We start from the raw sequence: 15,098 nt of genomic DNA, 5'->3' as shown, positions 1-15,098 counted from the left end.
ATCACGCCCACCCATGTCCGTCCTCTCAGGTCAGATCATCGCGCCCTGATCGTTACCGCGATCGCGCAGTGGTCACTCAGAGCTTCGCCTTCATAGGTCCGCTCTTCAAATTCCAACTGATCGGCTGTCGCGCGGCGATCCAAGACAATGTGATCGATGAAGTCGGAGTAGCGAGGGTTGCAGCGGGCCGACGTCGTTCCAGCCGCTAGGCTCAGGTCAGAGTTCGATGGCGTTGCGTCATCCCAGTCTGCCCAGACGGCGTCGCCGGCTTGGGCCAGGCGTCGGTTGAAGTCACCTAGCACGGCAAAGCGCACACCCTCGTCCGCCCTGCGGTCGATCCAGTCCTCCATGACCGGCACCTGCTGCATTAGGGTTGGGCACGCCTCGTTTCGGTCGCCGGAACTACAGCCGGACTTCAGATGCACAGACAGCAGTCGCAGCGGCTGGCCGCGTGGCCGCACGACGATATCGACACCCGACCGGAGATCGGCGTTGCCCAGCTGCAAGGCGACAAGGTCAGCTTGACGCTCGAATGCGAGCCCCTTGCGGATTGCAAAGCCCGTGCGTTGATCACGGATAGTCAGGCCGTCTTCGCCTCGGCATGCACCGCCACGGCCGGAAGCCACGCGATTCTCGACCAACACCACGTATTGAGACGGATCGAAAACTCGCTCCACAGCGGCCTGTGACTCGACTTCCTGGACCGCGATCACATCGGCGTCCAAGGCCTCGGCATAGGCGCGCAGTGATTGATAGTCCGCATCGGTGCGCGGGCGACATCCGGTACCGTTAGCTTCAGCGAGGTGTTCCATGTTCCAGGCCGCCACCTTGATTGTTCCGAGGTCGGACAGAGGTGCCAACGGCGCTCCGAAGCATCCTGAAAGCGTGAGCGTCAGACCAGCAGCGAGAGTAATGAGCGACTTGGTTTTCATACCAGCCTTAAAGCACGTCATTGCAGCAGCCGACCAGATACCGGCCCTAGCGAGTCCAAGGGACCGAAGCGCCTCACCCCAGGGTGGCCACAGTCAAATCCACGTTCTAGGAACTGACTTGTAGGCACGGGATGCGACAGATGAGCGGAATTGTTTTGGTCGTATTGTTGGCTTGGTCGATGGCGTCTCCTCAAGATCGATCGGTGGCCGACGAGTCATTGTCGATGATGGCGCACTGGAAGTGCCATGTTTGGACGGAAATGGTCGAGGATACGGAGTCGGCCGCGCTCCATGCAGAACTCGGGTTCGAAAGCGGAAAGCGATTTGTCGTCGCAGCCCGAGCAGGAGAGATCGACGGAGACGAGATTGACCGGACAGTGCCAGTCTACATTTCAATGTCGCTAGGCGGACCGTCTGACGATTTTGCGCTTGGGCGTCTCTATGAACTCACAACGCAGCAAGCCTACGACCAAGTGGTGACACGCGGAAAGAATGGGGTCCCGCTGGCACCATCCGACTACGTTATGGATAGGGACTTGCAATCGGTCCTTGCGGGCGAACTTATTAGGACTGGTAACTGCGCAGCATTGCGGGCGCGATAGTGCAAAAGCAGACTAACCCAGTCGATATGACTATCGGCCAGCGCGTAGCTGATCGACGCATCGCGCTGGGAATGAACCAGAGCAGTCTTGGTCGCGCCCTGGGTCTGAGCTTTCAGCAGGTGCAGAAGTACGAGACCGGCATGAACCGAATAGCGGTGTCGCGGCTTTGGGCAATCGCGAAGGCTCTCGATGTCAACGTCAGCTACTTCTTCGACGACCAGACACTCGATCAGGGCGCGCCGTTCGTGACCTCGCCCTCGCGCCAGTCGCGCGAAGTGATGCGATTGATGAATGACCTGCCAGTCGATGACCAGAAGCTGATCTTGGCCCTGACACGCAAAATCCACGGGTCGGACGACGTGTCTACCGACTGATCCAGGGGTCGTTAGCTCGCCTGCTTCCAATCGGACCGGCCAACGCAAGCCGTCTCCTCATGAGACCGACGGCCGCACACGACAGGGCTAGGCGGACCTCTGTACAACCGCCTCAGGCTAAATCGTCAGACGTTCGACATCGCCGCGTGCACCGCGAAAAATCGGCGATACGACGCACCTTGCGGACGAACCAATTCTGACTCACAACCCAAAGTAATCGCTTCCACGGCTTCGGATAACCGTCCGGAGTTATGGTCCTGCGTGCCTTCAGCCGTCGTCGCAACCCCGCGACGATGGAGGAAGACCATGCAGATAGAACGCAAGACACCGGAACAGGCCGCCGCTCAGGATGCTGTCCTGGACTATACCTGGACTATCCTTCAGCAACTGATCGCCATGATGTCAGCAGCGGGCCTAAGCGATCAGGCCCAAAGGTTGAGCGAATACGAACTGTAGGTGTTCTGGCCCGTCTCCGGTTCGGCCGGGGGCGGGCCATCTTCTTTTCTATCCGCTTGTCAGTCGTCGATGCCGAACCGCTTCATGTACGTTTTCTCGCGTGGAACCCCGCTACGATCTGCCCTTGGCGCAAGTCCATCCCGCGTCACGCCGCTATCGGGATATGACCATCCTGCGCAAACCGTGGCCCCGCTGAGGTCAGCCCAGCAGGCTCTTAACGTGGCCGACGCCGCCATGAGGGGTATGTGCTGAGGAGAGGCGTGGTTCAGGTTCGCATGGATACGCTGGATGCGTCGGTAGCAGTCTACAATCGCGGCCAGATCCTCGGCAGTCACGGCATTCGCACGGCTTTCGCCTTTGTGACGGCTCATGGATGGCTGCGGTATTCCCGCTCCCACTCTAGCCGATGCTCATGTTCCGACATCACACGGAAGCGGCCAAGGCCCAAGGCGATCAGCCCGATTGAGCGGGCTGCTGTATCAGGGGAGGGAGGCTTACCGTTTTGTAGAGTCGTCTCGTCGTCGAGTGGCGTTTCCATCGGTGTCAGTCCTAGATGATCTGCCATGACCTAAGGGCGTGATAGGACCGGTACAGGGCTAGAGTCGAGACCGTTGTTCCGCTTCTGTTCTTTTCTCTGTGGATGCTCCCTCGACTCGCGTTTGGCGTGTGCGTATGGTCCAGGTACGCTCGGGCAAGGGGGCTGTAAATGAAGCTCATCACAGCATGCTGCATGGCATTCATCGTTGCCGTGCCTGTCACGGTCGCCGCCCATAGCGGAGGCACTGACAAGAATGGCTGCCACGTTAATCGCAAGACTGGCGACCGACACTGCCACGGGGGACGCAGCGGCGCGGTTCAATCAAGACCGCAGGGGTTGGTCGGATCGGGACGGTCGGGCGGGGGTGCCTACACTAACTGTGCGGCCGCACGTGCCGCTGGCGCTGCACCTGTACGTCAAGGCGAGCCAGGATATGGCCGGCACCTAGACCGTGACGGGGATGGTGTCGGATGCGAGCGCTAGTGGTCGGATTGGCCGCGCTGCTATTAGCGGGCTGCGCTGACGACGAGGCGCGCGACCAGGCGTCAGCTGCGGAAGAAGCAGCCGCCTCCGCAAACGCTCGTGCCGAAGCAGCCGAGATGCGGGTAGAGAATCTGGAAAGCCGCGTCGAAATGCTTGAGGCGAGTTCGGAGTACTGACTGTGCTCTATTGTGCCCGCCACTCCCATGGCTTCTGAAACTCGCCAGCCAAACACCGACGCATCATCGCCGCGCATCGGCCTCCGATGTCTGCGAGCGATGCGTGATGCGGTGTGCCAATCCATTTGCCGCGCCGCCATGCTGCATGCGACAATTGATTTACGGAATCCTAGGGGGTTGGATGCTGGACGTCAGGCGCGGGGTTTACTGGCGAGGTGCGATTGTACCCGTCATCGCAATCGCACTTGCAGGTGTGGCTGGTACAGTAGTTTGGATGATATCCCCGTGGGACCAAGCTCGCAGTTGTAAGGCAGATGTGAGTGCAGAACTTAAACGCTGTCTGGCCCAAGAGGGCACAACTTCTAGCTTGGCGGCTTGCTATTCTCAGTCGGTAGCAGGTGACGCGCGGTGCGAGCTAACCCCGACAGAAAAAGCCGCTAGAGCCGCTGGAGTGCACGAGGCGCAGGATGCCGAGATCAAAGCCCAAATGCTTGAGGCGATACGTACGGATGCTCTAGGCATTGATCTTCAGGAGAAAAGAATACGAACAGATGACATGAGCCCCGACGCCGTCCGACTGCGAAATGGCATAGCTGATCGTCGAAAAGATTTGCGGGAGCTATGTGAGCTCCAGGGCCTTGAGAATTGCCTAGAAGTTTTCCCGGTGAGAGATAGTCCGAAATAGCCGCGTATCCTCGACTGAGGGATTGCAACTATCATCGGAGTCGCCGTCAAAGCACAGAAGATTGCGGCCTATTGCTCTCACTGATGCACACATGGTCGGCGTGAAAGCATGCCGTACGACTAGGACACGACAACGAGCCCTAATGCCATCGATGATCTATTTCGTAAGCTCAGATAGGGGCCAAGCATGACGCTGAATGCCAATCCCCTCGACTGGCTCCGAGCTGCAAATTCCTGGCTTTGGCGGGTGGCCCAGCCATTTGTGCCGTGGGTAATCGTAGGAGCTCTTTGTCTCACTGGCGCTGCAGTTCTCACTGGCATGACGCCTTTAGACTCACCTCTGGTCGCGCCTCGCCAATACGATCAGGGCTTCGATTTTCGAATAGAAGAAAAGCAGCCCAGTTGTTACGGCTCTGCCATCGACGCGCTGCCTGTTGGCGAGCGTGCTGCCAAACAGGAGGCGTGCGATCTAGCACGTGAACAACTCCGCAACGCCCGTGAAGGTGTCACTCAGGCAGTTCGAACAACGAATGCTGCTGAGGAGGAGCTCCGGCTGTCATGGCAGCAAACCCTGATCGCGTTCTTTCAAGCGATCCTCACGGTGCTCGCACTAGTGTTCACGGGCTGGGCAGCATTCGCCGCAAGCCGAGCCGCCCGCGCCGCTGAGGCTTCGACTCGACATGCGGAAACAGCCATGAAAATCGAACTTCGCGCTTATCTCCACGTGCAGTCGATCAAAGTAGTTTGGAGCACGGAAGGCCAACCCGCTTTTGATGTCGTTTGCACCAATACGGGTCAGACTCCGGCTCGGTGGTTCGAATTGTCGGTGTGGGCGATCAGGGTAGCGTCTGGAGCTAGAACGCCGTCCATGCCTGCTGATACAAAATTCAGCCTCTGGCCGGTTCCCGTTGGCAGCGGCAGCGAGCGATCCGCGCGGGTAGTACCTGAGGGATCGGACAATCTTCGTCTGCGTGTAGATTTCCAGGAAGCGGGCAGCACCATCTTCGCCCTGGGAATTCTTAGGTACGAAGATGTGTTCGGCGTGGTTCACAGCGAAGAATTCAGAGCGTTCAAGCGATCGCCCAACGGTCGTCCGGAAAGCATGGCCTTTGCAACCGATGCCAAGCCAGCAGACGAGAACTTGAGCGTGGTGTCTGACGCTGCATGAAGCGCTCCAACTTTCGCACCCTATGAATGATCGTCGTGTGGACGCCTATCAAGCAATTGCAGTTGCAGGTAACTCCTCGGATCTAGCCGCCGGTACACAGAAACAATTGCTATCCAAAGCGGATTTTCCGTCCATCGGGCTTGGGGCACGTCTGGTTGAGCAACAGCCCCTCGGCCAGGGGCACGGGTGCTACATGGACAGGTTCGTAGAATGCCGCCAACCCTTCTGGGTCCGCGAGCCTTCTAGCGTTCCGCAAGCCACCCACATCGCGACGCCATCCAACCGCCTCAACGCCAGCGCGTTCAAGCGCCTCAGAGCGGTCGTCAGCCTCTAAGCCCACACCATGATTGATGAACGTGACACCCAGCCAGCCGGCTTGTCGCTTCCCCAAGCAATAGCTGAGAAGGCCCGGATTCTTCCACGCGTGAGTAGTGATCTTTGAGAGCCCGCTTCCAAACCCGTCCTTGGCAAGATGAGACTTCAGCCTCGAAGTGCCGGCGGACTTGCCAAGATACAGCGGTCGAGCAGCCAATGATCCAGTCGGGCTCTTCGGATGATCCGACGGTAGCCATTCAGGACTTGGATGAAGGTCCCAGAGCAGATACGTGATCTGGGACCCCGGCTCCAAGCCTGCGAGAGCCAAGCGAGCTGCCGCTGCCGAGAGGATCCCATCCTCATTCAGCAATTTCCCTACGCTGTCTGTCAGCGTGTCGGTATCGTTCTGGTTCATAGCCGCCCTCGGTTTGATGGGAACTTCGAGGTGACTGGGACCGGTGTCCCGGTCCCAGTCAATCCACGGCTGGGCGTCGGAGGTGAGCCAACCATCAAGGCTAGAACGGCTGACGTAGAACCACCGACACGTGGGTCCTCGGCGCGAGCGTCGCACTCGCCAAGTCATTATGCATTTTGCATATTATTATGCAATATCTATCGGACAATTTTATCCAGGGCGGTCTTAGCAGCTTCGATGGCGGTGATGTCGGCGCTGCCATCGGAGAGGAAGTCCACCTCCCGACAGAATGTCAGCTGAGATGGCTGCGGTGTCCTGCTGGCAAACCCGGCGTTGGCCAACGCCTGCCGATATTGGGCCGCGTCCTCCAAGCCTTCGCCGAAGAACTGCACTCCGAAGAGGTCCTTGCGGTGCGCGTGGCCTGCCCAGTAGCGTATGCCGGGTCTGAAAATAGCCGATCGGAGGTAGCGACCGCTCGCGGCTTTGGTCGCTGGGGTAATCTCTAAGAGCGAGAAAATACGGTGCGTTCTTTCGTCGAAATTGGCCATTGTCATCCGGTTCGTTGAAGTGCGGCTGCGGTGCCCATTGAATCCTGCCGTCTGGGTTGCGGCGTGACCGACTGCGGTCGGCTGGCCGATATGAGAGCCGTCATGCCGGGTTGATATCGACCAATTTGCCTCGGTCACTCTGCATCGCATGCCAGTGATCTTTAGCGTTACCGAGCGCCCTCAGACCGTTGGTTGGACGACCATCCTTACCGTCATCCATCTTCCGCCAATGACCTTGAATTCCGTCGACTATGAGCTCGATCAGGGTGCCCGCAGGCATTTGAGTTAACTTCCCCACCAGGCTCTCGTCTCCATGGATATGCTTGATCCAGATCGCGTGGTCTCGAACTTCAACCTTCGCCATTTCCATCCTCCTGCAACTAATCCTTCTTCCCACGAGCGAAAGGGGCCGTCAAGGGTGGTGGGGGGTGGTGTGGGGCGGGCGTGGATCGTTTGAATGGCGTAGCGTGCTCCTGAGACTTTGAAGGAAAGCTAGTTCCTTATCGGGCGAGCCGGCATCGCACAAACTCGGCCTGTTGCTGCTCACGTACCGCGAAATCGGCAAGCCAAGCTTCGGCAGAGTCTCCGCAGTCTACGGACTTGATATCGGAAGCACCGCTCCGAAGACCCTGTTATCGACGGTATAACTAGCGGTTGCCAACTTGGGGCGAGGCATGGCATTGCTGCTGCTCGAATACCCGGGGGCTTCCAAATGTTAAAGTGTCAAAGGGTCTCCGCCGCGCTTGCGGCGGTGTGCCTATTATCTTCTACGCTGGCTGTTGAAGCAGCGTACGCCCAAGCTGTGCCAAGCGCAGTACATGAGCAGCAGCAATCTGGATTAAAACGACGCGTCGCCGTCGGTAGGTTCACAAACAGCACTCCCTATGGACGCTTGCTGCTAGGGCCTGGTCAAGCTGATCCAATCGCTACCCAAGCCAGCGATATGCTTACGAATGCGCTTGTCGCTTCCGGACATTTCAACGTGTTCGAGCGTGGAGACCTCAATGCTCTCAGCTCCGAGCGGGCGCTCTCTTCGCTTGAAGCTGAACGGCTCGTAGGCGTCGATACCATCCTCCTCGGTTCGATCACTCAGCTAGGCCGGCGCAACGAAGGGAAGCAGGGTTTTCTCAACTCGCAGCGTCGCCAAGCGGTGAACGCCACCGTTGAGATTCGGTTGGTAGATGTCAGAACGGGGCAGGTCTTCTTCACTGCATCAGGTGCGGGTGAGGCCACAACCGAGACAGGCGAAGTTGCCGGATTTGGCAATCGCTCGGGCTACGATTCAACTTTGAACGATCGTGCAATCTCGGCCGCGATTGCGGACACAATGACGAATGTCATCAACCAGCTGCAACAACGGGCGTGGTTCACAGACATTTTGCGGGTTTCAGGATCGACTGTCTTCGTCAGCGGTGGTGAGAGCCAAGGCTTGCGCGTTGGAGATCGCTTCAGCGTCGAGACGCCTGGAGAGGTGATCGTTAGCTCGCAGTCCGGTCTCCCAATCACGCTTCCAGGCTCAAAAGTCGCCGAGATTGAACTGACGGGCTTCTTTGGAACATCCCCAGATGCCGAAGGCGCTACTGCGACAGTGGTGCAGGGAAGCCTGCCCGAGAATGTTGCCGGCCTTCGAGTTTTGGAGATTCGATAGATGAATAAGCTGTTTGCTGCATTAGCGGCTGTGTGTGTCGGGCTGACCGGCGCGGGTTGTGCTCAGAACTATGCGGAGCGCGAAATCGCTCAGGGTCAGGAGCCTGCTAGCCTAGTTGTTACGGGAGCACCCGATGGCGCGCGTATCGTCGTTGATGGTCGCGACTACGGATCGATGAACCAGCACCCGTCCGGCATAGCTCTATCGATTGGAAGGCACGACGTTGTCGTCATCTCCAACGGTGTCCAAATCCATCGCCAAGCTGTGTTTGTGACGGCCGGGGCACGCAGTGAGGTTCGCATCCCATGATCCGCCGGATCCTTAGCATCGTCATCATCGGCGCATCGGTGGCCACCGTCGCGTGTGCTCCCGTCAGTCGGTTTGAGTGGGGCACCTACGAGCAAGCTCTGTATGCCTATTCGCAAAACCCTGAGAACCGACCCGTTTACAAGCAGTCTCTTGAAACTGCGATCGAACGCGGTCGCGCTCGCAACGCTGTCGCTCCAGGCATGCTGGCCGAGCTCGGTTTCCTGTACCTTGAGGATGGCAACGTCGAACAAGCTGTAAAAGCATTCCAGGAAGAGCGGTCGCTGTTTCCTGAATCAGCCGTTTTCATGGATCGCGTGATCCGCCAATCGGGTGCACCGGCGACGGTCGCTGGAGGCCAGAACTAATGCTTCGATCAAAGTTTGCCGCTGTCGCGGCCGTGTTGGCAGTGTCGTCGCTCACTGCGGCGTGTGTTTCGGCTCCCGCTCCCAAAAGCTATGCGGCGCTGCGCTCCGAGCAGCCCAAAAGCGTCCTGGTCGTCCCAGCCCTTAACTCGACAGTGAACGTCGATGCTGCCGACTATTTCGTATCCACAATCTCCCGACCGGTCGCAGAGCGCGGCTACTACGTCTTCCCGGCTCACATGGTGAAGCGCGTCCTGGAGGACGAAGGCCTATCCGACGCAGGCCTCATTCATCAGGCGGATGCTTCGCGTCTAGCCCCATTGTTTGGTTGTGACACCGTACTTTTTGTCGAGATCAAGCGTTGGGAGTCGCAGTATGTGATCATCTCAACTTCGACCAATGTGGAGTTCGGATACACTCTGAAGAGCTGCCGTACCGGGGCCGTCCTTTGGGAAGGCACGCAAGCCCTAGCCTACAGCCCTCAGGCATCCAACTCTGGCAATCCGCTTGCTGATCTTTTGGTCCAGGCGATCGTGTCTGCGGTCGAAAAAGCCAAGCCCAACTATATCCCCCTTACACAGCAGGCCAACCTCCTAGCCACCCACACCGTGGGGCAGGGGCTGCCGGCAGGTCCCTATCTGCCAACCTATGGTGCTGATCGGAACCAGTTTCCCGACTGATCTCGGCGGCGTCGGGACCGCGTGTGCATGTGAGCTAGCTGAGCTTCGGCGTGATCTGTCGAGGTTCGGCTGGCGTCACTGCGGTGTCCCTAGCACTGCAAAAGGTAGAGCCTGCTAGTTCATTGCCCGCGCGGACCAAGGCAGCGGCATTGGTCCGAAAAGGCTTGGCCCTCTCTAAGCCGGTGGAGACGACGATTATGAGCGACGACGATACAGCGGTCTTTGACCCAATCGAAGTTGAGATAGGGCGTCGCCTTTTCCAGCGGCGCATCGAGCTCGGAATGCCTCAGCGTGACCTTGGGCGGGCTGTTGGCGTCAGCCTATCGGCAATCCAAAAGTACGAGCGAGGCGAGAACCGGATCGCGGCATCGCGGCTTTCAGCTCTTGCTGAGGCACTTAAGATCGATGTCGCCTACTTTTTTGGAAACGCCCGACATGCCCCGCCGGAGCTGCGCGGCGATGCTCCATCTCGCTATAGCCTAGAAATTTTGAAGCTGTTGCGAGACCTCGGACCAGCGGATCAGAGGCTTGTGTTGTCTGTGACACGCCGTCTCCATTCAGGTGACGAGCTGCTTGAGGAATAGGACCGGCTAGGGCGCGATTGCCTAAGCCGCTCGCGGCACACGAAAATGCGGAGCACCGGTAGCCGACGTGCTGGATGGTATGGATCGTTGGCTAGAGGACATCCTCAAAGCTAAGGTTTGATCATGAACCCGCGCGGCACGAGGCGGTCTGCATCGTCGGGGTGAGAAGGCAGACGGAGGGGCTGATGGCTACCGAGAATGACGTGCTTGAATTCATCACGTACGACCGAAGCGAATGGCGTTTAGTCGGCTGGCGACGAGTGGAGGCATGGCTGAGCGAGTTGGCAGAGTTTTGGTCTTGGGCCGCAACGAGCAACGTAGCCGACCCTGCTAATATCCGAGGTAACATGCTGCACCGGATCACGGCGGTAACGGCGGAAGCTAAAAGGTTGAAGGGGGATGGGCATGGCCCCGCTAGCTTACTGCCACAGATCAATCAGAACTTTCAGGACGCCTACACTCCCACTCATCCGGACACCGAGCGAGGCAGGATTCTGAAGTTGGTCAGATCATCCGCCGGAGATGAGGCGACCGTTTTTGCCTACTCAGTTTTAAACCAACTTGTCCCACCCTCGACCGCTTCGACCGTTGGCCAATTCAGGGGAGCCACACTCGCAATCACGCCCGAAATCTTTGCCCTGGCCGACAAAACTTCTGAGATTGAATCCGAGCGGCGCAAGCTTCGAAAGGCATTGATCGACCTCCGAGCGGAAGAGGACGAACGCCAACTTGACCGCGAACGCGCTTGGAACACGGCGCTCGAAGCTCTTGGTTCAAGTGGCAGGGAATGGGCAACGCGCCACACCCAAGCGTGGCTGCGATACGTTCGACATTCGCATCGGCGGGGAAACGGTTTGGTCGCCAAAATCAAGCAGACCGATGCCGCTTTCACTGAGTTGATGAAGCTGAAAGGGCCTGTTCAGTACTGGCGGGACAAGGCGAATGGCCACATGATCGGGGAGGCAATCGCCGGTGTCTCGGTGTTGATCTTCTTTCCGACCGCGATATGGCTGATTGGCACAACTTTCTGGCGGCTTGGTCAGTACCTCCTCACCACTCCGACGGAGACGTTGCCTCCTGGTCTCTACTTCATCGCATCGGCAGGCTTGGCGACGCTTGCCGGTCTGGTTCTGTGGGTGGGACGTCTCCTCACCAAGCTCTTTTTAAGCCAGCATCATCTCCGGCAGGATGCAAACGAGCGCGCCACGATGACAACGACCTACCTAGCGCTGATGACTGAAGGAGCCGCAAGCGACGTGGATAGGACCATCATTCTCAACGCGCTATTCCGCAACACGTCCGACGGCATAATCAAGGAAGAGGGCGGAATGGATCCAGGCTTATCAGCAGTGCTCGCGCGCGTGTTGGCCAAGCCGTGAGCTAGCTCGGTATTGCTTTCCAGCGGTCTCCCTAACCCTCGGACAGAAGGGGAGGCCGCCCGACCTGCACGGCAGTTACAGCCGACCGCTTGCGACATTCCAATGATTCCGTCCCCGTGATTGCAGGTATAGCGCAGGTCGAGATTTTGCTGGTTCCCACGGTAAGTCGCGTAACTTAGGAAGCGACCTAATCGGCAGATCAGTTCAGACTGGGAAGGGGTTGGGTCTGAACTCAACCGCGTTGCAAAATCTGTCAGAATCCGATGCTGGGCTTGGTCTCCTGCCGCACTCTTTCCTAGATTTCGTAATGATGGGGTCAGGTGTTCGAGTCACCTAAGCGGCACCACCGTTCCAGGGATGTTAGGCGGATCACCCGCAGACCCGCACACAGGCCTGGGCCAGAACCTCGGCGGAATCCACCAAAGGTACGGACACGCCGTCGGCATCCAGCAGTAGCGGCACTTCCGTGCATCCTGCGATGACGACCTCGGCTCCGGCCGCGACCAGTGCTGCCGCCAGACGGCGCATTTCAGCGCGTGGGGCCTCGCCGGTGTCACCGCGTTTCACGGCATGGATGCAGCCCATGAAGGTCTCACGGTCCGGTCCGGTCAGACGCACGATCTTGCAGCCCTTGGACTGAAGCGAGCGTGTGTAAAGTGCCTCGCCGCCAGGCGTAGCCAAGACGCCGACTTTTCTGGGCGCGGCGTCGCCCGTAGCCGATAGCGCCGCCTCCGTCGTCTCGATGATCATGTCGATGAAAGGCAGGCCGACCTTCCTGATTCCCGCCGCCTGGGCATGGGCGGTGTTGCACGGCATGGCCAGGACCTGAACCCCGGCATCCCTCAGCCGCATGGCCATCTGGCCCAGGACGGCTTCTGCGGCGTCAGCCTGTCGGTTGCGGTCGGGTACTTGGGGGTTGATGTCGGCGATGATGCGGATGTGATCGGCGTCGCCCTGGGCCGGCGTCAAAGCCTGAACCCGCGCCAGAAAGGCCACGGTAGCAGCGGGCCCCATGCCGCCCAGAACGCCCAACACCTTTGCCATAACATGCTCCTGAAACTGACGGTCGCCTTGCCAAACGGGCGATCCATCGTCCTTATGCGCGGAAACGACAGGGAAACACCATGCCGACAGACGCTGCTGAAGCGACGGCCCTTATCACCAATGATGCCGTCGTCCTGGGTCTGCTGGCCGTCATACTGGGGGGTGTCTTCTGGGCGTCCAGCCTGACGCATCCATGGGCGAAGCGGTTCTTCGCGGTCGTTCCGGCACTGTTGCTCTGCTATTTCCTGCCTTCGCTGCTGACGACCTTCGGCGTGGTGGATCCGGAGGCCTCGCGCCTCTATTTCGTAGCCTCGCGCTTTCTGCTGCCGGCGGCCCTCGTGTTGTTGACGGTCTCGGCAGACCTGCCAGCCGTGTTCGGGCTCGGGCCCAAGGCCCTGATCATGTTCGCCACCGGCACCCTGGGGGTGATGATCGGTGGGCCAGTGGCCCTGTTGCTGACCAGCTGGATCGCGCCTGACCTCATGGGTGCGGGGCCAGAGGCAATATGGCGCGGCATGGCCACTGTAGCCGGCAGCTGGATCGGCGGTTCCGCCAATCAAACGGCTCTGTACGAAATCTATGGGGCCGGCCCCGACACCTTCTCCATCTGGATCGCGGTCGATGTGGTCGTGGCGAATCTGTGGATGGCCGTCGTCCTGTGGATCGCCGCCAACCAGCGCCGGATGGACAAGCTGTTTCGCGCCGATGCCAGCGCCGTTGATCGGGTCCGGGACAAGGCCGAGGCCTATGAGGCCGAACACGCCCGCATCCCAAGCCTCAAGGACCTGATCTTCATTCTTGCCGTAGGCTTCGGTGCCGTCGGCCTTGCCCACGCCATCGCCGACCCCCTGTCGTCTTGGTTCGGGGCCAGCTTCGACTGGGCCCAGAGGTTGTCGTTTGATTCCAGCTTTTTCTGGCTGGTGCTGATTGCCACGGTGATCGGTGTGGCGTTGTCCTTCACGGGCGCGAGGAAGTTGCAGGGGCCGGGCGCTGCCAAGGTCGGCTCGGTCTTTGTCTATGTGCTGGTCGCTACTGTCGGATTGAACATGAACATCGGGGCCATTCTGGATAGCCCTGTCTACTTCCTGATCGGCGGCGTCTGGATGCTGGTCCACGTTGCCTTGATGTTCGGCATGGCCTTCCTGATTCGCGCGCCCAGCTTCTTCCTCGGCGTTGGGTCCATGGCCAATATCGGAGGTGCCGCGTCCGCGCCCGTGGCGGCTGCAGCCTTCCATCCGTCCCTGGCCCCGGTCGGCGTCCTTCTGGCGGTCGTCGGCTACATCGTGGGCACGGCCGCGGCCTGGTTCACGGGTCTGGTCATGATGCAGATTGCGGCGGGCGCTTAGAGCGCGCCGCCTCAAGTCCGGCCGGAGCCAACCCGCTTACAGCGTCCCCTCCAGCTCACCCTGATAGCCGAACAGTCCCTGCGCCCCGCCGGTATGCAGGAACACCACGGTCTCGTCCTTGAAGCGCCCGGCCCTGGCCAGGGCGATCAGCCCCTTCATCGCCTTGCCCGTATAGACGGGGTCAAGAACCATGGCGTCGGTCCGCGCGGCCAGTTTCAGCGCCTCGATCACCGCGCCGTCGACCAGGCCATAGCCTTCGCCGACATAGTCGCAGTCAGCCACCACCATCTCGGCCGTCACCGCGTCGGGCCGACCCAGCAGGGCAGCCGTCTGGCGGGCCAGCTTCAGGACATTCTCTTCCTGTTTCGGCTTGGGTGCCCGCACCCCGATGCCCAGCACCGGGATGCCCGCCCCCATGACCGCCAGTCCGGCCACGAGCCCGGCGTGGGTGCCCGCGCTGCCCGTCGCGGTCACGATCCGGTCGATGGGCAGGTCAAGCTCATCGGCCTGGACCACGATCTCTCGCGCGCAATCCACATAGCCCAGAGCCCCGATCGGGTTGGAGCCGCCGCCGGGGATGATATAGGGCCGACCGCCGCGCGCCCGGACCTCTGCCGCCGTCTTCTCGAGCTCGGCCGGCATATCCGATCCGCCGTCGACGAAGCGGATCCCCGCGCCGAACAGCCGGTCCATCAGGACGTTGCCGTTGTGGACATAGTCGGTAGCCTTCGACCCGGTCCGCTCTTCCAGGATGACCTCGCAATGCAGCCCGTGGGCCGCTGCTGCCGCCGCCGTCTGGCGCACATGGTTGGACTGGACCGCGCCCTGGGTCACAAGCGTGTCAGCCCCCTGTTCGAAGGCGTCGCCCAGCAGGAACTCCAGCTTGCGTGTCTTGTTGCCGCCGCCGGCCAGGCCGGTGCAGTCGTCGCGCTTGATCCACAGTTCGACGCCCAGCGCCTCCGACAGTCGCGGCAGCGGCTCCAGCGGTGTCGGCAGATGGGCCAGGCGGACACGGGGAAAACGGGCGAGATGCATGGGCGGGCTCCGGAGGTGAT

17 protein-coding genes are annotated in these 15,098 nt (G+C 59.9%); 11 read left to right on the top strand and 6 right to left on the bottom strand.

Annotated features, from left to right (window positions below):
• Window positions 1-35: 35 nt before the first annotated feature.
• Window positions 36-932, bottom strand: a complete 897-nt coding sequence (locus WC585_RS04185; protein WP_373256302.1) for an endonuclease/exonuclease/phosphatase family protein — start codon at window positions 930-932, stop codon at window positions 36-38.
• A 628-nt stretch (window positions 933-1,560) separates the two neighbouring features.
• Here WC585_RS04185 and WC585_RS04180 point away from each other — a divergent pair.
• The 4 genes from WC585_RS04180 (at window position 1,561) to WC585_RS04165 (ending at window position 5,413) form a co-directional block, all read left to right on the top strand.
• Entirely contained in the window at window positions 1,561-1,908 is a 348-nt protein-coding gene (locus tag WC585_RS04180) for a helix-turn-helix domain-containing protein (RefSeq protein WP_373256301.1), read from the top strand.
• Window positions 1,909-2,214: 306 nt separating this feature from the next.
• A complete protein-coding gene (locus WC585_RS04175) occupies window positions 2,215-2,364 on the top strand; it encodes a hypothetical protein (protein ID WP_373256300.1) in 150 nt (49 codons plus the stop codon).
• Between the two features lie 706 nt (window positions 2,365-3,070).
• A complete protein-coding gene (locus WC585_RS04170) occupies window positions 3,071-3,385 on the top strand; it encodes an excalibur calcium-binding domain-containing protein (protein ID WP_373256299.1) in 315 nt (104 codons plus the stop codon).
• A 1,047-nt stretch (window positions 3,386-4,432) separates the two neighbouring features.
• A complete protein-coding gene (locus WC585_RS04165) occupies window positions 4,433-5,413 on the top strand; it encodes a hypothetical protein (RefSeq protein WP_373256298.1) in 981 nt (326 codons plus the stop codon).
• A gap of 109 nt (window positions 5,414-5,522) precedes the next feature.
• Here the strand turns inward: WC585_RS04165 and WC585_RS04160 are convergent, their stop codons facing one another.
• The 3 genes from WC585_RS04160 to WC585_RS04150 all read right to left on the bottom strand — a co-directional run bounded on the left by WC585_RS04160 (window position 5,523) and on the right by WC585_RS04150 (window position 7,055).
• On the bottom strand, window positions 5,523-6,143 hold the full coding sequence (locus tag WC585_RS04160) for a hypothetical protein (RefSeq protein WP_373256297.1): 621 nt from the start codon (window positions 6,141-6,143) through the stop codon (window positions 5,523-5,525).
• Window positions 6,144-6,340: 197 nt separating this feature from the next.
• Complete coding sequence (locus tag WC585_RS04155; RefSeq protein WP_373256296.1) at window positions 6,341-6,691, bottom strand: hypothetical protein; 351 nt, start codon at window positions 6,689-6,691, stop codon at window positions 6,341-6,343.
• 100 nt (window positions 6,692-6,791) lie between these two features.
• Complete coding sequence (locus tag WC585_RS04150; RefSeq protein ID WP_373256295.1) at window positions 6,792-7,055, bottom strand: hypothetical protein; 264 nt, start codon at window positions 7,053-7,055, stop codon at window positions 6,792-6,794.
• A 348-nt stretch (window positions 7,056-7,403) separates the two neighbouring features.
• Between WC585_RS04150 and WC585_RS04145 the strand changes: the two genes are divergently transcribed.
• From WC585_RS04145 to WC585_RS04120, 6 genes are all read left to right on the top strand, one after another.
• On the top strand, window positions 7,404-8,339 hold the full coding sequence (locus tag WC585_RS04145) for a CsgG/HfaB family protein (protein ID WP_373256294.1): 936 nt from the start codon (window positions 7,404-7,406) through the stop codon (window positions 8,337-8,339).
• Entirely contained in the window at window positions 8,340-8,648 is a 309-nt protein-coding gene (locus WC585_RS04140; protein WP_373256292.1) for a PEGA domain-containing protein, read from the top strand. It begins immediately after the preceding gene.
• A complete protein-coding gene (locus WC585_RS04135) occupies window positions 8,645-9,013 on the top strand; it encodes a DUF4810 domain-containing protein (protein ID WP_373256291.1) in 369 nt (122 codons plus the stop codon). The genes WC585_RS04140 and WC585_RS04135 overlap by 4 nt, the downstream gene beginning before the upstream one ends.
• Window positions 9,013-9,690, top strand: coding sequence for a DUF799 domain-containing protein (locus tag WC585_RS04130; protein ID WP_373256290.1), 678 nt, complete (start codon window positions 9,013-9,015; stop codon window positions 9,688-9,690). The genes WC585_RS04135 and WC585_RS04130 overlap by 1 nt, the downstream gene beginning before the upstream one ends.
• A 197-nt stretch (window positions 9,691-9,887) precedes the next feature.
• The gene (locus WC585_RS04125; RefSeq protein WP_373256289.1) at window positions 9,888-10,274 is read left to right on the top strand and encodes a helix-turn-helix domain-containing protein; all 387 of its coding nucleotides are present in this window, start codon (window positions 9,888-9,890) and stop codon (window positions 10,272-10,274) included.
• A gap of 185 nt (window positions 10,275-10,459) precedes the next feature.
• On the top strand, window positions 10,460-11,653 hold the full coding sequence (locus tag WC585_RS04120; protein WP_373256288.1) for a DUF6161 domain-containing protein: 1,194 nt from the start codon (window positions 10,460-10,462) through the stop codon (window positions 11,651-11,653).
• Window positions 11,654-12,022: 369 nt separating this feature from the next.
• Here the strand turns inward: WC585_RS04120 and WC585_RS04115 are convergent, their stop codons facing one another.
• Window positions 12,023-12,697 carry an aspartate/glutamate racemase family protein gene (locus tag WC585_RS04115; protein WP_373256287.1) on the bottom strand — a complete coding sequence of 225 codons (675 nt, stop codon included), beginning with the start codon at window positions 12,695-12,697 and terminating at the stop codon, window positions 12,023-12,025.
• Window positions 12,698-12,777: 80 nt separating this feature from the next.
• Between WC585_RS04115 and WC585_RS04110 the strand changes: the two genes are divergently transcribed.
• The gene (locus WC585_RS04110; protein WP_373256286.1) at window positions 12,778-14,043 is read left to right on the top strand and encodes a DUF819 domain-containing protein; all 1,266 of its coding nucleotides are present in this window, start codon (window positions 12,778-12,780) and stop codon (window positions 14,041-14,043) included.
• Window positions 14,044-14,079: 36 nt separating this feature from the next.
• Here the strand turns inward: WC585_RS04110 and WC585_RS04105 are convergent, their stop codons facing one another.
• Window positions 14,080-15,078: a D-cysteine desulfhydrase gene (locus WC585_RS04105; protein ID WP_373256285.1), complete on the bottom strand. Its 999-nt coding sequence runs from the start codon at window positions 15,076-15,078 to the stop codon at window positions 14,080-14,082.
• Window positions 15,079-15,098: the final 20 nt, after the last annotated feature.

Source organism: Brevundimonas sp., assembly GCF_041648055.1.
Lineage (GTDB): Bacteria > Pseudomonadota > Alphaproteobacteria > Caulobacterales > Caulobacteraceae > Brevundimonas.
This window is presented reverse-complemented; position numbering and strand designations above follow the sequence as displayed.